Genomic DNA, 19,655 nt, shown 5'->3' on the forward strand with positions numbered 1-19,655 from the left:
AGGGCGTGAGCCCGGCTGGTAGGATGGAATTACCAGACGAACGGGCAACGGAGTATGAATTTCAGGGCTAGAGGGGTAAATATCCCATAGCATACGTAATTTCACCAATGCCAAATGCTCTGAGCCAGATCTAATATATGCTCACGGGTAGGAGCACGCCCAAGCTCACATCCTGTTTGTTTCTACTGTTGGAGGTTTCTCTTCTATGGCTGGGCTAGACAATACAAACGAGAGAAGACCGGCGGCGCCTCAAGATGAGGCTACGGCGAAACTTCTTGCGGATGGTACCAATCAGCCATGGCGTCCACCCATCGTAACAGCGGACAATACAGGCTCACAGCTGCAAGGCTCAGCTACTCAAGACGTTTACCAACGCACAGACCAGCCCTGGCGAGCAGGCTATGGTCAGGTTGCACCGGCTTACGGTCAAGTCGGTGATCAACAACAGCAACAAACTCAGACTGGCGGGCAGCCGTGGAGACCAACTTACGGTCAGGTTGCACCAGGTTTCAATCCAGGAAGCGATCAGCAGCAGCAGCAACAACAGACAGGTGGTCAAGCCTGGAGACCAGGCTACAACCAGGTAGCACCTGGAGCCGGCGGTACAGACCAGCGACAACAACAAGACCCGAATCGTAACGGTGATTCACCGACGGGACCACGCTGGACACCAAACCCACAATACACCTGGAGCTCTCCAGGACCAGCTCAAAACCCTCAAATCGCTCAACCAGGTCAACCGGGTCAGCCAGGCGCTCCCGGTCAAGCAGGCAGAGGCGACAATCTTTACGATCCGCATCGCACTGACATTGATCTCGGGATGCAAAAACAGATCGGATTTCCAGGTCAAATGGTCATCGGCGGTCTCAGTGGTGTCGCATTCGGTGGTCCTGTGCCATGGATTTTGAATCGTACTGCTGATTCAATTCTGCTTACACCAGAGCAGAGAGCGGCTGCTCGCAGCGGCGCTCCAATCATGTCTGACAACGGTGCTGCAGGTAAGATTCTTCCCGAAAGCGTGCGACAAACAGTCAACGAAACCGGCGAGAAACTCAACGCCTGGCGCGATCGCATATCGCCCTCACCAGACGGCGCTCTAGGAAAGAGCGCGAAGTGGTATCAAGAGAATTTCGATTCACGTTTTTTCCGCCGCAACGATCTTGTTCTGCAACAAAATCAATTTGCTACCCTGGACACACAAGTTCAGGAAATGATCAAAGCAAACACAGCTAAGATCAATGAACTGACAACAACGGTTGGATCAGGTGCAGCAGCAAGCGAGGCGCAGCTTGCCGAATTGAGTCGGCTGAACAGTCGTAACTCATGGCTGAACAGCGAACAGTGGAAAGAAAATGGAGCCAAGCAGCTCGAGAACCTGCGCGGTTCAATGAACCTGAACGAAAAGGGTCTGTTCACAGAAGCAGAAATGAAAACGCTTGCCGATAGACAAGCCGCAAGAGCTTCCGTTGCCGATATCACCGCAGCGCAAGCTAAGGGTCAAAAATTCTGGGGTGAAAGCCCTGGCAGCAATTTCGTTAAAGGCGCAGCGTTTGTCGGCTTGACGATGGTTGCAGACCACTACCTCGATAAAATCTTCACCGGCAAAGACCACCAGGACGGCTTGACCAACAGCAGCATGACCGAAGCGATTCCGCTTGTCGGAGGCATGACCAAGTCTTGGAATACAAACTCATTGCTCGTGCCGATGGCATTTACAACCGGTAGTTTCACCAGTGGCAAAGGCTTGCTAACAAAAGCTGCTTACACAGGTGCAGCTCTCGTCGGCGGCAAAGTGCTGGACAGCTTGTTGCCGGCTAGTGATCATCAAAGCTACAGTAACTGGCTCAGACCAACAGGCGTCGATTCGATCTTGATGGGCGCAGCTTTCTTGATGCCTGCAGCCGAGAACAAGACGCGACTGGCCATGATAGGCGGAGCCTGGGCACTGGGACGCGTCTACAACATGTTTGAAGGTCCGTCCAAGGGCGACATCAAAGATGAAGGCTTCGATCGTATGAAGACCGACATGAAAGACCGCACCTCTGGCTCAATGAACGCTGCTATCAATAGCTTCAAAGAGCTGGGAGAGAAAGACAACTACGCCCTGCGACTCTATACGTCCGACTGGTTGAGACCGAATCGCCAGTATGACGGCATGCTGAGCGCCTATCGCGGTGCTGTCATTCTCGCAGATGCATTCGGCGAAAGCAGATTGGACAAAGGCACCCTGTTGCCCAATTCTCAAAAAGACTTCATTCTACCTGGCAAAGATCTCGATATCGGCGCCCAGGCAACGCGTGCTTTGATCATCGCTCAAGTGAATCTCGACCGCGCCAAGCAACAAACCCAGAATGAAATGGGCAAAGACGAGAAAGGTAAGAAAGTCTCCGATCAAGAGTTGAGAGATCTCGACGAAATCGGCAAACGCATTAATTCCACTTTGCAGAACCGCATTTACGGCAAGCACGACATCCCAGGCGCAGTCAACGATCTGGCTGACTTCTACAGGGGCAATGAGAAAGACATGCTCCTGATGAAGATGGATCTGGACAACAGTCTCGCTTTGAACCGTGGCAGCAGAAATACTCAGTTCACAGCCAAATTGTTCAGAGATCAGGCTTGCATACTTCTGGCCATTGCTCAACTGAAAGCAAGCGGACCAGACGCCATGGGAGCGCAAGACGTGCTCTACGGAACAGCGGCTGGACGTCAAACTGCATACAACAACGGACAGCCTCGCGGATATGATGGCGCACTCGACGCAATCGCTCTCGCCAAGCAGATGGATCCAAACAATCCAGACAATGCACAGCTAGAACAAATTGCCAATCAACTGAAAGCAAAGTTGCCGCAAGCCGTTCAGAACCAACAATCAAGCACTACGTTCAACCCCCTCAACGTAAACGATCAAGTCAATAATCCCGGCAGTCAGAATCCAATCGGCAACTGGGCTAAGCGGTAGAGGACCCAGACATAAAAATTCCAGCTGGCAACGCACGCTTGACGTATGCGTTGCCTCTGCGTTGATGAGCATACGTAATCTTACGATTGCCAGATATTTACGCCCGCTCTAATATAAACTCATTAACAGAGCAACCCCTCGCTCATCAGATCGTTTTTTCTGATTTGGGAGGGTGTCTTTTTTTATGGCTGGACTGGACAATATAGGCGCAAATAAGGGAATCACTCCCGCGAATGAGGCGTTATCTAAACTTCTTGCAGATGGTACGAGTCAACCGTGGCGTCCACAGACTCCAAACACACAATATAACTGGAATTCGCCAGGTCAAGCTCAAAATCCGAAGATCGAACAATCGGGTCGACAGGAGCGTGCGGGTGGACAAACGCGAACGGGCGAAGGCGCCAATCTGTACGATCCGCACAGAACCGACATAGATTACGGTCTGCAAATGCGAGGCGCGTTTGCAGGTAACATGGTATACGGTGGAGTCAGTGGTGTCGCATTCGGTGGCCCGGTGCCATGGATTTTAAATCGCACTGCTGATTCAATTCTAACTACACCAGAGCAGAGAGCGGCTTTCCGCAGCGGTGCGCCGATAATTGCTGACAACGGCGCGGCAGGTAAAATTCTTCCTGAAGGCGTTCGCATATCAATCAACGAATCTGGCGAGAAATTCAACGCCTGGCGCGACAGGTTCTCACCTGCACAAAATGGCGCTCTGGGTAAGACCGCTAAGTGGTACCAGGAAAATTTCGACTCTCGCTATTTCAGGCGCAGTGACCTAGTCTTATACCACGATCAATTTGCCGATCTGGACAGACAAGTTCAGGAACTGATCAAAACAAACACCGCCAAAATGGGTGAACTGTCAGCTCAACTGGGAAATGGTAAAGCAGCGACGGATGCGCAACTGGCCGAACTGAGTCGTTTAACCAGCCGTAATTCATGGCTAAACAGCGAACAGTGGAAAGAAAACGGCGCTAAGCACCTCGAAAGCCTGCGTGCCTCGATGTACTTGAACGAACAAGGTCTGTTCACAGAAGCAGAGATGAAGACGATTGCTGATAGACAAACAGCACGAACTTCGGTCACCAATATCATGGACGTTCAAGCTAAAGAGCAAAAATTCTGGGGTGAAACACCTGGCAGCAACTTTGTCAAAGGTGCAGGCTTTGTCGGAGTGACGATGGTAGCCGATCACTACCTCGACAAAATCTTCACAGGCAAAGACCATCAAGACGGCTTGACCCACAGCAGCATGACCGAAACACTTCCGCTTGTCGGTGACGTCACCAAGTCATGGAGCACAAACGCACTGCTCGTGCCGATGGCATTCACCACAGGCGGTTTCGAAACTTTCAAAGACTGTGCTGTAAAAGCAGCTTACACAGGGGCTGCTCTCGTCGGTGGTAAAGTTCTAGACAACTTGTTGCCGGCTAGCGATCATCAAAGCTACAGCAACTGGCTCAAACCAACAGGCTTCGATTCGGTCTTGATGGGAGCAGCTTTCTTATTGCCTGCTGCCGAGAACAAGACCCGCCTGTCCATGATTGGCGGAGCCTGGGCGTTGGGACGCATCTACAATATGTTCGAGGGTCCGACCAAGTACGAAATCAAAGATGAAGGCTTCAGCCGAATGAAGACCGACATGAAAGATCGCACCGCCAGTTCAATGAACGCTGCAATCGACGGCTTTAAAGAATTCGGCGAAAAAGACAATTACGCGTTGAGGCTCTACACATCTGACTGGTTAAGACCGAATCGCCAGTATGACGGCATGCTGAGCGCTTATCGTGGTGCTGTCATTCTCGCTGATGCATTCGGCGAAAGCAGATTGGATAAAGGAACACTGCTTCCTAAGTCAACGAAAGACTTCATTTTGCCCGGAAGAGATCTCGACATCGGAGCGCAGGCCACTCGCGCTTTGATCGTTGCTCAAGTAAATATCGACCGTGCCAAGCAGCAAACCAGGAATGAACTGGGCAAAGACGAAAAAGGTAAAAAGGTCTCAGAACAAGAGCTGAGAGATCTCGACGAAATCGGTAAACGCGTCAATTCGGCTTTGCAGAACCGCGTTTACGGCAAGCACGACATAGAAGGAGCCGTCAATGAGCTGGCAGATGCTTATAAGGGCAATCAGCAAGAGATGGTTCTTTTGAAGATGGATCTGGACAACAGCCTGGCGTTGAACCGTGGCAGCAAAAACACTCAGTTCACGGCGAAACTGTTTAGAGACCAGGCTTGCATCCTTCTAGCCATTGCTCAACTGAAAGCAAGCGGACCAGACGCCATGGGAGCGCAAGATACGATTTACGGAACCAGCGACGGAAGAAAAACTCAATATAACAACGGACAGCAGCGCGGATACGACGGTGCGCTAGACGCAATCGCACTCGCCAAGCAGCTGGACCCAAATAATCCAGACAATGTAGAACTCGAACAGGTGGCAAATCGACTGAAATCCAGGTTGCCGCTAGCGGTTCAAGATCAGCAATCGAATCCGATCTTCAATCCCTTGAATGTCAACGACCAGGTCAGCAATCCCGGCAGCCAGAATCCATTTGTAAATTTCGGCACCAGACGTTGAACTTATTTTCGGTTCAGTACGTAATTACAGATAGAACCCGGCAGAAAGAACAAGCACATGATGGTCCTTTCCAACATGAAAGTGACTGCGCTGGCGGCCGCCCTTGCAGCTGTCGGCGCAGTAACGAATAGCACGGAGTGCTCACCGTTTGTACCGATCATGGCTACAGCGGCAGGACTGACTGCGGTGCTTCTTCTTGCATTTAGAGTGCAATCAGAACCAGGCGCACGGCAACTAACGCCGGAAAAACGGCGTGCAACTGGTCGCTCAATTGCAGTGGGGATGGCGCTCTCTTGTCTGCCACTGGCAAGTTTTCTCTACGCACAATATCGAAACGAGCCTGCTGCAAACGACTTATCAAGATTCAGCGGCAGCGATGTAATTTTCTTCGCCACAGCCAGCCCGGACGACCTCTCAAGAGCCAGCCGTGACCTTGTTTTGAACTGCGATTCGCTCATGTTCCCCCGCACTCAAAAGCTGACAGGAAAAACTCTGTTAGTTCTTCCACAGAACTCGAACACAATTAGAAAGCTCTGCTCACAAGTAGATGGACAACAGCCTTTGCTGAGAGTGCGCATCCAGGGACGCGTCCATATGCCTCGCAAGAACGTAGCTGCCTGGGATTATGACAAGCGGAAACGGCTTTTAATGCAGGGAATATTCAGCATTTGCAATGTGGATTCAAGATCACCAGACAATGGAGTAACACTTTTGCCGAGCCGCACGGCTGTTCATGACGGTGATTTGGACGGGCAATACAATTCGTCAATGACTGCGGCCCGTGAGCTCATGGTCAGCACGCATCGAAGATATCTTCCGACGCAATTAGCTGATCTTCTCTCATCGATGGTCCTGGGAAATAGAGCGATCGCACTGCCGGCAGACATTACTCATAAATTCAGAGATGTTGGACTCTCGCACATTTTGGCAGCGTCAGGCTTCAACCTGACAATCGTAACCGTAATGTCGTACGCCCTGTGCCGCCTACTCACACCTTCTGTAGTGGCATGCAACACCTTTTGCTTCCTCAGCATTTTGGCATTCGTCTCGCTTGCCGGTCCGTCACCATCAGTAAACAGGGCAGCATTGATGTGTTCGACAGTGCTCTTAGCCAAATCCGGGCAGCGCCGTTGCAATGTGTTAGCAGCCCTCGCCGTTTCTTTTCTGCTTACACTGGTCTTCGATCCACTATGCACAAACGACCTGGGACTGCAGTTGTCTTATGCCGCAACGCTCGGTATTGTGCTGGGCAGCAAAGCCCTGACGTCCCATATTTATGCCGGAAAGACAAAATGGAAACAGTCACTCGCCGATGCTGTTTCAGTGGTGCTGATCGCACAATTCAGCGTCATGCCAATCCAACTCTTCTACTTCTGGAGAGCCGGAACAATGTTTATTCCAGCCAATTTACTGGTCACGCCTTTGATTACACCGCTGACTATGCTCGGCTTTGCCAGTTCGACGCTGGCTCTCACGCACATTCCCCAGACCCAGTTGCAGGCAGGCATCTCACTAATGATCGCTTTCGCAGACGCGATCGCTTTCATACCACTGACAGCAATGATGTTGCTTGTGAATGCGCTCGGCTCAGTGAACGGAGCAAACTTTTCAATTGGACCACCATCGCCCTTAAGCGTTAACTGCTACTACGCATGCTTCCTGGGTCTGCTGATTGCATTGCGCTTCAAATCGCGGATAACTCTTGCCAAGACAGCATTTACGTGCACGCTCGTTGCCTTGCTATGGCGCCCGAACGCGCCACTCGTGACGATCGCCAGTGTGCACGGACATACAATCGTGATCAACAACCAACGGCAGTCCATCGACTTAAACGCCGCACAAAATACGCCTCCAAGCAAATTAGCCGAGCGATTTGCGGCCTATTCGGGCGCCAATTTAGCACCAGAATCGTTCAACACGGGATCTTTGCGCTCAGGAATTGCCTTTGTTCAATCACAAAAATGGCTGCTTCTCCTGGTATCTAGCCCTGCAAGCATTGCCCACAGAGGCAACGCAATGGAGATTCTCTGCACTGCACGCAAGCTGCAATGCAACAGAATCATACTCATCGCGCGGCTTGACAGGCTGCCCACGACGGACTTTTTACCGCCCAGTGAATACAAACCGGTTGTCCAGACCGAAAATGAGCAACCAAAGTTTGTCGAATTGAAAAATATGGGTGCGCTACAGTTCGTAAGAAGGTAGCACTATTCCAACTCAGCGTGCGGTACTTCAGATAACTGATCGACTTTATAGTTGAAGGTGTAAAGCAAATCCAGATAGTCAGCCGTAAACTCGGGCGGCAGAGGTTTGAAGGGCGCACATGCGGTAATCGCATGCATAGCTGAATCGTCAGTGTCAGACTCGCCTGAACTGCGAATCAACTTCATCGAAACCAATCGACCATTTTTGCGAATACGAAACATGATCTGCGCACTGCCGGTAATATCATCAACACCAGGAGTCCAGGCGTGCTTAATACGCCTGTGCACATCTCTCAAGTAGGTGACAAGCAATGTTTGCGAGCCCGAGCCGCCCTTTGAATGCCCGCCATTCTGAGACACTTCGCTAGCCTTGTCGTTCGGCTCAGTCAGCTCGAGCAACTGGGCAGGAGCCACCTCCTCCAAAACTGGTTGCGTGGCCTCGACCTTCGGTTTGGACGTCTTTACAGGTTTCTTGTCCTGAGAGGCAGGCTCCGGGCTGGGCTGCTGCCTTACAACGAAAGCAGGCTCGGCCATCTCGTCTTTTTTCTGATTCGAGAAAGTGCCCGGAGTATTAAAAGTCTTTGCACCAGATGCGGTGGTAGTAGCAAGGAGCGGCACAGGGTGCAGAGGCGATGGCTGCGCCTTGATAGAGGGCACCACGACCTCATGCCTGCCTTGCACAGAGACATCGCGCGCCGGTTGTTCAGTTGGTTTGGTACTGGGCAAAATATCATGCCGATCTTCATAATCAGAGGGTGAAACAAGCACGATATCGACTACCTGCCTTCGCACTTCCATATGTTCAGGATGAGGCATGCCGTGAGTTAGAATCCAGCCGCCCAGAAAACCTGAAAAGATAGCGACAGTAGTTGCTATCGACCCCGCCAGCGTTGCCCAGCGATTCTCGCCAATACGGAAGACGCTCAACCGGTGTGACGCTCGTGATAAAGACAACCAGGCCAGAGTGATAACGACGCACAGCGAAAAGGAACAAACCCATGCCAGGGCCTCATGTATCTGACCGGATGTAACAAAGACACCAATCCAGGTCAAACTGAGCAAGATGAGAGCAGCAGCTGAGAGCGTTTGTCGACCCGATTTGATTTGATCTGGTCGCTTCAATTGGGCGCGCAAGATAGCACCATATTTGGTGCAGGGCACGAGCATTTCTTTTTCCGCAACGGAAACGGAATCAGCCATCAAGTGTTCTCGGTCGCGACAGCCGCAAAACGCGGCCCACTCATGTTAACACGGCACCTGACATGCCCGCATAAGCAGGCACTCATCTTCATTAAAAGCACTTAGTAATCGCTCCAGCCAAGCCATCTAAATGCGCAGAAATAGAGGCTGCCTGTATCTGACTGTAATGCCAACCGGAACTGACACCAATTTTAGTGACGGAAATTCGATATATTGTAAAAAGCACCTAATCAGCCACTCAAGTGGTTTCAAAATGACAAATTGGTTCACTTCAGATCATCACTTCGGGCACGCAAAGATCATCCAATATTGCGACAGACCGTTTGAAACAGTCGAGCAGATGAACGAAGAACTGGTTCAAAACTGGAATGCCCTGGTCGGGGACAACGATACGGTTTACTATCTAGGCGACTTTTCACTGAAAAGCAGCGCTATGGAAGAGTTTGCGCCTCGGCTGAAGGGGAGAAAAGTACTGATTGCAGGCAATCATGATGGCTGCCATCCCTCAAACCACGAAGGCAAACTGGGTAATCTTGCACTCTACAGAAAGTACTTCGATGCAGTCCATGAAGACTTAGAATGGGATGGACTGCATTTGCACCATATGCCTTACCACGATGACGTCGACCATCGTTACCCGGAATACAGACCGATAGACGCTGGACTGATCTTGCTACACGGACATGTGCACCAGCGATGGACAGTGAACGGACGGCAGATCAATGTCGGTGTGGACGTCTGGAACTACGAGCCCGTACACGAAAGTGAGATTCGAAAATTAGTCGCTCAAATAGAGTCACAGTCAGTAGACTGCGATTAATTGAAATTTGAGAGATGGCGCAACATCAGGCGCAGCCTGATTTGAGGCATTCGCCCCAACAAACTGCAATCCGAGCTGCCCACTGATACCCTGATGGTTAGCGCGTTATTTGCCCATTGCAGCGAAGTAGACGGCGCACGCGTGATCGATGTATTCGCGCGATAGCCGTGGATCTGTCTGCAAGAAGGCACAGAGGTTGATGACCTGGTCAACAACGTCGCGCGGATGGCAACAACGCATGTTGCGTCTGCCGCTTCGATATTGTGACTCGATCAAGTAGTTAACGGCTTCTTCGTTGTAAGGCACGCCGGTGCGTTGGCAATACTGCAGGAAGATCCACTTGAACTCATCTTCAGTCGGGTTGGTGATGTTGATCTTGTACGGAATACGTCTCAAGAACGCTTCGTCAACCAGGTCAGATGGATTCAGGTTGGTAGAGAAGACGATCAACTGTTCAAACGGCACTTCCAGCTTCTTACCGGTGTGCAGTGTGAGATAGTCGACGCGTTTTTCCAGAGGTACGATCCATCTGTTCAAGAGAGACTTATGGTCGATACGTTGTCTGCCAAAGTCGTCGATCAGCAACAATCCGCAGTTTGACTTGAGCTGAATCGGCGCTTCGTACAGCTTGGTACCGTAATCGAATTGCAACTCCAACATGTCGATGGTCAATTCACCACCGACCACCACGCACGGTCGTTGAATACGCACCCAGCGATGGTCATAATCGCGAGGATAGTTAGCGGCCGAGACCTGCTCATGGTTATGAGAGTCGAAGATTCGAACGATCTGACCGTCGATTTCAACGGCATAAGGAATAAAAATGTGTCCCTTGAAACTGCGCACAATGCGCTCTGCAATTGAAGTTTTACCGTTGCCTGCTTCACCGAACAAGAACATCCCGCGTCCGGAGTTGATGGCGGGACCGACCGAGTTGATGGTGCGGCGGTTGACCATGATGTCGGAGAAAGCGACTTCCAGGTCGCGCGGCGTTACTGACTCGCGGCGAATCGTCTGATACTTCAAGGAGTCGATGTAACGGCTCCATGGCACCGGACAAGCACCTACGTAAGCGTTGTGATCGAAGTAGGTTCTGGCTCGGTCACGACCTTTCTCAGTCGGCGTGTATTCGTAGTCGGCAAGTCCGCCTGAACTACGCACTTCGACGAGCAGTTGCTTCTTCAAGACTTCAAGTACTTCTTCGACGATTTTAAATGGCAACTGTGTGCGAGCAGCGATTTCTCGACCCAATGCAAAGTTGACGAGGTAGATGTCCTTGAGAATCAATTCTTCAAGGAAGCCCTCTTTTAAACCCGTATCCTGAATGGTTGCCGGGTATGGAGGAACGAATTCCTGCTGTTGCTGCGTACCGGTTTTGACCTGTTGAACCATAATGCTTTCTCTCTTGTGGTTACTCGCGAAGTACTTCACTCCACTCTATCGCGTAGACCGCGTTATTACTAGCTTTATGCCCAAATTTGGTCAATTGTCATGGTGCTTTGCGCGAACAAGTGTATGAATTTGATCGCTGAGCTGCTTCATTTGGCTGGCTCTCATCTCAGCCGCGTCGTCGCAGCCGAAGCGATCGGCAATGTATAGCTCCATGAAGTGTTTGCAAAGTGGCTCTAAATCAGGGTGTCTGTTGACTTCCGGATCAAAATCTTCGTCGCTTGTAAAACGCGCCAGCAAATCTTGAGGTGTGTCAGTTGGCAACCGATAGATTTTAACCCGAGCCAGGTCGTCTACGACCTTGAGATAGAGCAGAGTAGAGGGTTTCGGTTTTTCGAGAGTCTTTGCTTTTCGCGCCGCGCGGGCCTGATTAATGGCAGCTCGAATCGCCTGTATAAGCAATATCACTGCCGGCACCACGACAATCAGCAATATCATTTGATGCCAATCTATGGGCTTTTCCGGAACTTTCGGCGGCTCAGGTTTGGTTTCTTCCTTAGGCGGCTTGGCTCCATTTTTATCAGTCGTTGAAGAACCATTGCCTCCAGACTTAGTCGACTTACCGTCTTTGCCGGCAGTCGTGGTCGAATTCGTTCCCGTGCCTGTTCCCGTCGCAGTGCCGCCGCTGGTGGTGCCGCCGTGTCCTGACTGACCGGCTGCTTGTGGTCCCTTATCGGAGGTTGGAAGTGGCGGCGGAGTGGGGGTTTGGTTGGCAAATCGGTCTGAAAGCTGATCGATACCCTTCTTGATCGTTCCCATAAACGAGTTGTCTTCCGGCGTGGGCTTCGGCAAAAGTCCAGTCGGAGTAGCATCGAAAGGCACCCAGTCGTAGCCTGGAATATAGACCTCGCCCCAGGCATGACCGTGCAGGTTTTTGATTTCATGCATGCCTGTGCCTTCATTGAAGTCACCAGGTCCGAAGCCGCCGATTGAACGTGCAGGTAATCCAGCCGCTCGACACATGACCACAAAAGCGGTGGTAAACGGTCCACAAGCGCCTTCCTTGGTTCGGAAGAGGAAGTGATAGGCAATCTCTTCTTTGTCGTCGGAATCGCTAAGGTCCGAAGAATATTTGTAATTGCGGCGCAAGAAGTTACAGATGCGCTCGGCCCGCGCGAACCAATTGCCATCGCTTCCAGCCACTGATTTAGCCAGTTTTATCAGATCGGGACTGAGGTCAGCCGGCAATTGAAGGTAGCTCTCAAATTCTTTTCGCAGACTTTCTTCGTTCTTAGTATCAGAAGATGCCTTACGCATTTCGTCGAGATCGTAGTCAGGCACTTGCGATACAACCCGATAGTGCGTTCCGGCTTTGATCGGATCTTTAGTGCGCAAAGCCCCGAATTGATCGACGAGAATGGGATCTTTCGGATAACTGATTTGTTGAGGAATAGAGGCAACCGGAAGCAAATGTCCGATGTCAGACTCGACGGTTATCTCCTGAGTCAACTGCGCTGAATGCATACCAGGCTCGACAAACAGTGATGGAACGCCGCCCAGCTCCTGATAGGCATTTTTATGTTTGGAGCACTTCGAAATCTTTCCCAGGTCACTGATCGTCCACGAATGTCCATCATATTTGTCAAAACAGACACGCCTGAAATAGGTGTCTCGGCTGCTCATAACGCGCATGATCAGGTCATTTTCGTGCTCCACTGAATCCTTATTGCGGAAGACCATAGACTTGTCTTCCTCTTCCGGAGTCTTTTCCTGCTCACCTTTGCTATCTGCGCTTTTCTTTTGCGCATCGGTATTGCTGACGTCGCCTGGATTGTTACTCTTGCCGTTCTTGTCTTTACCGCCCTTGCCGGACTTGCCCGATTTACCGTCGGCACTCTTGCCGTCGCCAGGCGCTCCGCCGTTCACATTCTCACCTGATCCAGTGCCACCTGTTCCGGCGCCGGGAATGGCGCTTCCGCCAGGTCCACCAGCCGCTCCCGCTCCAGGCACAAGATCAGTGCCTCCCGGTCCCGAACGTCCGCCTGCTCTGCCATTGCCACCAGATTTGCCACCATGCTGACCATCGCCGGCCCCGCCACCTGTGGGCGCTCCTGAAAGTCCCGGTACGCCCCCGAGAATGCCCAGTCCGTTTGACGATCGCACCCAGGTGAGATTGAGCGATTCGCCGTTCTGGGCGCGGCGAATGTTGTTCAAAATCAAATCAAAAAGAGAGTCGACCCGCGGCAAAGCGAGGAAAATAACAATGCTAAGGACAGGCAACATAGCCAGAGAAAGAAAAGCATTGCCGACAGAGACTTTCTTCTTGACCGCGGCCTCGCGCAACTCATTGATTTCCGTACGTTCTGAAGATATGCCGGCAGCACCGGCTGAACGAGTGCGCGCCACCGCTTCAAAATAAAGCAAGCCGGCAATCAGAGTGATGTATCCCAGCGTTATGTAAGCAAAAAGCGCGTCACGCGCGATAACAGCCGTACAAGCAAATAATCCCAGACCGATTAGAGCCGAGACGTTGACGTCAGATTTGGCTCGCAAATCGAAAGTATGTAGAGCCTGCAAACCGGTCAGAACGTGTATGAACGGCACCAGCGCCTGGATTTTTCCGGAATTGAACTGCCCGACCATTTCCTCGAAAAAATTCCCGAGCACAATTAAAAGTCCGGCAGTAGTGATAAAGGTCAACCAGAAAGTCTTCTGATGCCTGAATTGATAGCTGACGTAACTGCCTGTGAGTGCGCCCCAGAGATAAAAGAAGATGAGCATCGACGAGCTGTTTACATAGATGCAAGCCGTGACTATGCAAAGCACGGAGATGCAGCACGATATGAGGCGCAGACCGATCGAATCTTCAGCCGGTTCGATTGTGACTTCTTTTTTCTGCGGAGCCGGTTTGGCGACCTTGAGCCCCGCCTGAGAGTTAGCGTTTTTCCCGAGCTGCGGCAGCGTTGGAAGTGACGGCATCTTCATAAGCGAACAACTTCCTCTAAGCGCTCGATCACGGTTATAACACGTCCCGTAGATTTTCCGGAGCCGCGTCGGTTGACGATACCGCCTTCGTGCACCGGCATGTGCGCCTCTTTTATGCTCTGCGCTTCCTGGGCAAGCGCGGCTTCCCAGGTTCGCGGAATCACAGCCAGGTCTACTGTTTCAATAACTGTATTGGAGTCGGCAGTTTCACTTGTGGTCGGGCGAATAGTTAAAAGCGCCGCGTGGGTGCTCTCACCGAGATTCGTGGCTTGAGACGAAGATGCCTTGCCCTGCTTGAGGGGCTCGACACGGGCGAGCAAATGACCGGAGCGGTGCAATCCCGGTGGCAAATTAGGCATGTCTTTCATAAAGTAAGGCAGATACTTGTTTTCGCCGTCGAGCGACGGAACAACCAGCAGGTCTGGAGCGCCACCTAACTTGAAGCCCAGATTCATCAAAGAATGAACAATCGATACAGCCAGCTCGAATTGCTCACGATTTACCCAGTTGGCACGCAAGTTGAGCAAGATGTCGTATCCGGGCAGTCCTTCTGCCTCGAACTCGCGCACCAACAGCCTGCCGACCCTGGCACTAGAGGCCCAGTGCACCAGGCGAGGACTGTCGCCGTGCAAGAATTCACGCACACCGCGCACCGAAGACGATACCACATTGGTAGGCTTACGACTGGCCACCAAGCCCATTGGAGAGTCAGTTGCCGACCTGATTTTGTAGAGAAAGTTGCCTTCGATAGGAACCATGCGAGGATAAACGACAATGGTTGGGCGACTGTCTTCTTCAGTCTCACTTTTCAGTTCAAAAGTACGAGACCACCAGGCCAACCCCAGTGGGAAACAAGAATAAATCTCCACACCATAGAGATGATAGACGCCTCTGCGGAGCGGTGATGTGGCAGCATAGACCCACGACTCATGCCCCACGTGCTCGACGAGCATGGGCTTCAAGACGCTGCTTTTGCCGTTGTTAGCAACGAGATTAGCCCGCACGAGCAGCCATTTGATCGGAAAGAACAGAGAAAATAATTTGCTGTGCTTGCGTCGCTCCAGAGTAATTTTTAAGAGCACACTGTCGCCGTCCATAGAATTGTTCGGAAGCGAGCACTGGGTAGTTACGTCCAGAACCTGGAAAAGCGGCATGATCACGCCAAGCACTATGGCCGAAATCACACCGGCGGCAATAAGGTAAAACCACTGATTGGTCGTCTCACCGGCAAAAACATAAAGCAAAGGCACGAGAAGAGCAGCAATGAAGACGCGTTGTTCTAAATAGAGTGCAATCTTTGTATTTGGACTATCTCGAAAACCGATGCGAAGGGCCTTCAGCCCCCACTCTTCGCCCTCAGGTGTGGCAACAAATTTAGACCGGAACTGGTACTTGCTCCAGAACCCTTTCAATAAGGTCTGCATGACTAACCCTATTATCTCTCACTTTAGGAATGACTCTGTGTCCCAAAACAAATGGACTGAGAGCCTTTACGTCCTCCGGGCGAACGAAATTTCTTCCGTCCAGAAATGCTACCGCTTGCGCGGCACGCATCAGCAACTGGCTGCCGCGGGGGCTCACGCCCAGAACAATTTGAGGATGCTTTCTCGTTGAACTGACGATGTTGACGATATATCTCTTGATAGATGGCTCAACAAAGATATTCTTCACGGCACTACGGCATTCGACCACTTCAGACTCAGACAATACTGGTTCGACCTGAAAAGCGCGCTCATCGAGCGTCTTGTCGAGAATCTCCACTTCTTGTTCGAACTTGGGATAGCCCAGCGAAAGCGAGAGCATGAACCGGTCTAACTGAGCTTCAGGCAACGGGAAAGTGCCGTGATATTCAATTGGGTTTTCTGTCGCGATGACAAAAAATAGTTCCGGCAATTTTCGAGTCGCACCGTCTGTGGTGACCTGATTTTCTTCCATCGCCTCCAGCAAACTTGACTGAGTACGAGGCGTGGCGCGGTTGATTTCGTCTGCCAGCAATATGTTGGTAAAAATCGGACCGGGAATAAATTTGAAGGTACCTTCCTTCTGCTCGAAGATACTGACGCCGCATACATCGGAAGGCAACAAGTCAGGTGTACACTGCACCCGCTTGAATGTGGCGGTAACAGACATGGCGAGCGTCTTAGCCATGAGCGTCTTACCGACACCCGGCACGTCTTCGATCAAAACATGACCACCAGACAAAAACGCGATTACAGCCAGCCGCACCGCTTGCTGCTGACCGACAAGAACACTGTTGATGTTGTTAAGAAGTGACTGAGCCTTGCCGCTAAGTTCGGCTAATCGTGTCGGAGAGGTCGCCTCTGCTTGCGTCTTTGTCGCAGTCGGTTGCTCCATTTGGTCATCATCCAACTCCGCCGTGCTCTCGGCTTTGGTCTCTGCTTGCGTCACTTTTACTCCTTGTGCAAACCGATTATCAGACTGACGCCCCGAGGTGCGTCAGAAAGGGCGACACGTGCGTTATGCCCGGCAATTTCACTTTCTAGACATACGCCAATGTGAATAGTAACCGGTCGAACCCGCTTGCAGGTGAGCAAACGGCTGCCATTAGCTGAATTTTTCAAATGCCGCGATTGTATCGGGCAACCTTGATGACCGCTCGGAAGATAGGATAAACTAGCTTCCCTGTTGGATTTCCTTGAGAAATCGCCTTATATTTCGAGGTCATGTCATGCAAGAAGCAGTGCGCTTGCGAGCCGAAGAAGCCGTTGGTCAGAAATTTCTATCGTTTCAAAAGGTAATTCAGACCCTGAATGACTTCTGGGGCGACCGCGGCTGCGCAGTGATGCAGACATTCGACCTGGAGAAAGGGGCCTCGACCATGAGCCCCGGCACTTTTCTGCGTGTGCTCGGTCCCGAACCCTGGAACATGGCCTGCGCCGACGCCTGTCGGCGCCCCACCGATGGTCGATACGGCGAGAATCCGAACCGATTGCAGCATTACTTTCAATATCAGGTGATCCTCAAACCCTCTCCAGATGACGTACAAGACGTCTACCTGGACAGCTTGAGAGCCCTCGGAATCAATCCGCTCAAACATGACATCCGTTTCGTCGAAGATAACTGGGCTTCCCCTACACTGGGTGCCTGGGGTGTCGGCTGGGAAGTCTGGCTGGATGGGCTGGAAGTGACACAATTCACTTACTTCCAACAAGCCGGAGGTTTAGAGGTCAAACCAGTTGCCGCAGAAATAACATATGGATTGGAACGCCTTTCAATGTATTTGCAGAACGTCGACAACGTTTACGACCTGAAGTGGAACGACCACATCAAATATGGTGAGCTCTATCACAAAAACGAAGTCGAACAATCGACCTACAACTTTGAAGAAAGCAACCCTGATTTGCTCAAGCAGCTCTTCAGTCTGCACCAGGAAGAAGCCCAACGCCTGATCGGCAAGAAGCTGATTATGCCTGGCTACGAGCAGATTCTGAAGTGCTCTCACTACTTCAACTTGTTGGATGCGCGTGGCGTCTTGGGTAGAGACGAACGCATGGCAAACATCATAAAAATCAGCAAATTGTCAGAGAAGATAGCCCGTGGATATCTGGAACAGCGTATCGAAATGGGCTTTCCGCTCCTGGACGAATCAGTTAGAGCAGAGACAGTCAAAACTTATCGCGAGAAATATTTGTCCGCGGAAGAAAAGTAAGGACGAGCGCTTCAGGGTTCAACCAGCGCACGCCCGCCACTTCACGCCCACTTCACGCCTGGAATCCATCAATGGAGATCGGCTCCAGGCGCGGCTTTCAGTTGCTCATCTGCAGGCGCGAGTCTGATACAGAGCCAAAAAAGGGGTACATTCTACCACCTGAAAACCAAGCGTATATGCCGCTTGGACACCTTGTTTCAATTTGTCAATACTGTTTATTGACGATCACTTTGGGTATAAAGAAGATGAGGGAAGGTTGCCATTTAGTAAGGAACTCTTGATGGAAAAAACTGTTCGCAATGAGTTGATTCGGCCGCTGCGAAAGTTTGCCGGATTATTGACATTATCTGCAGTGCTTGCCGGGTCATTCAGCCTCAGAGCTGAATCATTGGGAATGATTACTCCGCACGTCTTTAGAGGCGTAAGCCCTCACCTGGTTCCACACCGCGTGCCAAACAGAGTTCCTTCAAGGCGTTATGCGCCGGCTCCGGCTCGCTCATATCAAACTTCAAAATCCTCGGCGAAATCTTCAGCCAAAGCTCGTGCCCTTGCCTCTAAAAAGAAAGTGGTGGCAAAAGCAGTCAATCATCCCATTCAGCCGCAGAAATTTACTGACAGCATGAGCTCGGAAACGCTCGCACCAGGCGTAATTCACCGCTTTGTGCGCGGACCGCTTTCCATTCATTTGCTCGACATCGACATGAACTCGGCTCCAGTGAAAGTGCAACCGACCCTGGCCGGTGACTCATTCAATCAACTGAAAGACGTCGCTGCTCACGCGCGAGAAAACAACGCCATCGCCGCTATCAACGCCAATTACTTCAAGACCAACGGCACTCCTCTGGGCACTCTCATTATCAATGGAGAGTGGATTGCAGGACCGCTATACGACCGTGTTTCGATGGGTATCACCGACAACGGCCGTGTAAAAATCGATCGTGTCAGCTTGAGGGGCACACTCACCACCGACAATCCGGAAGTACCGTCGCTCTTTTGCAACACTATCAATCAGCCGAGACGACACGGTTCTCGCCTGGTTGTCTACACGCGCCGGTGGGGCAGTTTCGTGCGCCTGCCTTATGAAGGGTGTGTTGTAGCAGTGAACGCCCAGGGCGAAGTGCAAGATATCAGCTTGAAAGAGATGGCCATTCCATATGGTGGCTATGTTCTTACTGATTCCAAAATCGGCGAAATCTCAAAACTGAAAGTGGGAGACAAAGTCGATCTATCCTGGCACACAGGTCCAAACGACTGGCATGACGTGGTTCAAGCCGTGAGCGGCGGACCGATGCTGATCAAAGACGGCAACCTCTTTCTCGACCTGAAGGCAGAAAATTTCCGCAAAGGTTGGACAGGCGCGCAAATTCACGCTCGCACCGCCGCTGGAGTCACAGCCAACAACCACCTGCTGCTTGCCACCATTGAAGGACCGCACACACTCTGGGATGTAGCAAAATTCCTCCATAAGCTCGGCGCAGTCGATGCAATGAACCTGGACGGTGGCGGCTCAACGACTATGGTCGTACACGGCAATACCGTCACACGCAACGCCAACTCGCATCAGCGGCACGTAGCCAGCTCGATTGCAGTTGTCGACATGCGTACAGCCATGCAAAACAATCTCAATCGCGTGCCGCCTGAAACAGCCGAGCCGACCGAAACTCCTCCGGCAAAGGAAGAGACGAGCGAATTTACAGTGCAAAAACCGAGTCAGACTGAAGAACCAGCTGCAGTGATGCCCGAAGCACCAGAGGACCTGATGCAGTCACCAGCTCAACAACCGATCAAGCCGCCCAAAAAGCATTTGTTTGGTTTATTTCATTAATCGCAATTGATGG

At 51.5% G+C, this 19,655-nt stretch carries 11 protein-coding genes; 6 read left to right on the plus strand and 5 right to left on the minus strand.

Going from position 1 to position 19,655, the window contains the following annotated elements; translation table 11 throughout:
* The first annotated feature begins 205 nt into the window (after positions 1-205).
* From EKK48_23375 to EKK48_23385, 3 genes are all read left to right on the plus strand, one after another.
* Positions 206-2,962 carry a hypothetical protein gene (locus EKK48_23375; GenBank protein RTL37630.1) on the plus strand — a complete coding sequence of 919 codons (2,757 nt, stop codon included), beginning with the start codon at positions 206-208 and terminating at the stop codon, positions 2,960-2,962.
* A gap of 184 nt (positions 2,963-3,146) precedes the next feature.
* The gene (locus EKK48_23380; protein ID RTL37631.1) at positions 3,147-5,549 is read left to right on the plus strand and encodes a hypothetical protein; all 2,403 of its coding nucleotides are present in this window, start codon (positions 3,147-3,149) and stop codon (positions 5,547-5,549) included.
* Between the two features lie 57 nt (positions 5,550-5,606).
* Positions 5,607-7,754, plus strand: a complete 2,148-nt coding sequence (locus EKK48_23385; protein RTL37632.1) for a ComEC family competence protein — start codon at positions 5,607-5,609, stop codon at positions 7,752-7,754.
* A gap of 2 nt (positions 7,755-7,756) precedes the next feature.
* Here the strand turns inward: EKK48_23385 and EKK48_23390 are convergent, their stop codons facing one another.
* Entirely contained in the window at positions 7,757-8,953 is a 1,197-nt protein-coding gene (locus EKK48_23390; GenBank protein RTL37633.1) for a TonB family protein, read from the minus strand.
* Between the two features lie 253 nt (positions 8,954-9,206).
* Here EKK48_23390 and EKK48_23395 point away from each other — a divergent pair, with 253 nt between their 5' ends.
* Entirely contained in the window at positions 9,207-9,773 is a 567-nt protein-coding gene (locus tag EKK48_23395; protein ID RTL37634.1) for a hypothetical protein, read from the plus strand.
* A gap of 105 nt (positions 9,774-9,878) precedes the next feature.
* Here EKK48_23395 and EKK48_23400 read toward each other — a convergent pair whose 3' ends face one another.
* From EKK48_23400 to EKK48_23415, 4 genes are all read right to left on the minus strand, one after another.
* Entirely contained in the window at positions 9,879-11,165 is a 1,287-nt protein-coding gene (locus tag EKK48_23400; protein ID RTL37635.1) for a hypothetical protein, read from the minus strand.
* A 90-nt stretch (positions 11,166-11,255) separates the two neighbouring features.
* Positions 11,256-14,147, minus strand: a complete 2,892-nt coding sequence (locus tag EKK48_23405; protein ID RTL37636.1) for a DUF3488 domain-containing protein — start codon at positions 14,145-14,147, stop codon at positions 11,256-11,258.
* On the minus strand, positions 14,144-15,571 hold the full coding sequence (locus tag EKK48_23410) for a DUF58 domain-containing protein (GenBank protein RTL37637.1): 1,428 nt from the start codon (positions 15,569-15,571) through the stop codon (positions 14,144-14,146). Before EKK48_23410 ends, EKK48_23405 begins: the two co-directional genes overlap by 4 nt.
* On the minus strand, positions 15,522-16,502 hold the full coding sequence (locus EKK48_23415; protein ID RTL37758.1) for a MoxR family ATPase: 981 nt from the start codon (positions 16,500-16,502) through the stop codon (positions 15,522-15,524). Before EKK48_23415 ends, EKK48_23410 begins: the two co-directional genes overlap by 50 nt.
* 334 nt (positions 16,503-16,836) lie before the next feature.
* Between EKK48_23415 and glyQ the strand changes: the two genes are divergently transcribed.
* Positions 16,837-17,817, plus strand: a complete 981-nt coding sequence (gene glyQ, locus EKK48_23420; GenBank protein RTL37638.1) for a glycine--tRNA ligase subunit alpha — start codon at positions 16,837-16,839, stop codon at positions 17,815-17,817.
* 280 nt (positions 17,818-18,097) lie between these two features.
* Complete coding sequence (locus EKK48_23425) at positions 18,098-19,642, plus strand: hypothetical protein (protein ID RTL37639.1); 1,545 nt, start codon at positions 18,098-18,100, stop codon at positions 19,640-19,642.
* The last annotated feature ends 13 nt before the right edge of the window (positions 19,643-19,655 follow it).

It is taken from the genome of Candidatus Melainabacteria bacterium (assembly GCA_003963305.1).
In the GTDB taxonomy this organism is placed as follows: Bacteria; Cyanobacteriota; Vampirovibrionia; order Obscuribacterales; family Obscuribacteraceae; genus PALSA-1081.

What these genes read in the sequence shown, in the direction of transcription:
- EKK48_23415 (RTL37758.1), bottom strand. Translation starts at nt 16,502, where the DNA reads ATGGAGCAACCGACTGCGACAAAGACGCAAGCAGAGGCGACCTCTCCG.
- EKK48_23375 (RTL37630.1), top strand. Translation starts at nt 206, where the DNA reads ATGGCTGGGCTAGACAATACAAACGAGAGAAGACCGGCGGCGCCTCAA.
- EKK48_23405 (RTL37636.1), bottom strand. Translation starts at nt 14,147, where the DNA reads ATGAAGATGCCGTCACTTCCAACGCTGCCGCAGCTCGGGAAAAACGCT.
- EKK48_23390 (RTL37633.1), bottom strand. Translation starts at nt 8,953, where the DNA reads ATGGCTGATTCCGTTTCCGTTGCGGAAAAAGAAATGCTCGTGCCCTGC.
- EKK48_23380 (RTL37631.1), top strand. Translation starts at nt 3,147, where the DNA reads ATGGCTGGACTGGACAATATAGGCGCAAATAAGGGAATCACTCCCGCG.
- glyQ (RTL37638.1), top strand. Translation starts at nt 16,837, where the DNA reads ATGCAAGAAGCAGTGCGCTTGCGAGCCGAAGAAGCCGTTGGTCAGAAA.
- EKK48_23385 (RTL37632.1), top strand. Translation starts at nt 5,607, where the DNA reads ATGATGGTCCTTTCCAACATGAAAGTGACTGCGCTGGCGGCCGCCCTT.
- EKK48_23410 (RTL37637.1), bottom strand. Translation starts at nt 15,571, where the DNA reads ATGCAGACCTTATTGAAAGGGTTCTGGAGCAAGTACCAGTTCCGGTCT.
- EKK48_23395 (RTL37634.1), top strand. Translation starts at nt 9,207, where the DNA reads ATGACAAATTGGTTCACTTCAGATCATCACTTCGGGCACGCAAAGATC.
- EKK48_23400 (RTL37635.1), bottom strand. Translation starts at nt 11,165, where the DNA reads ATGGTTCAACAGGTCAAAACCGGTACGCAGCAACAGCAGGAATTCGTT.
- EKK48_23425 (RTL37639.1), top strand. Translation starts at nt 18,098, where the DNA reads ATGGAAAAAACTGTTCGCAATGAGTTGATTCGGCCGCTGCGAAAGTTT.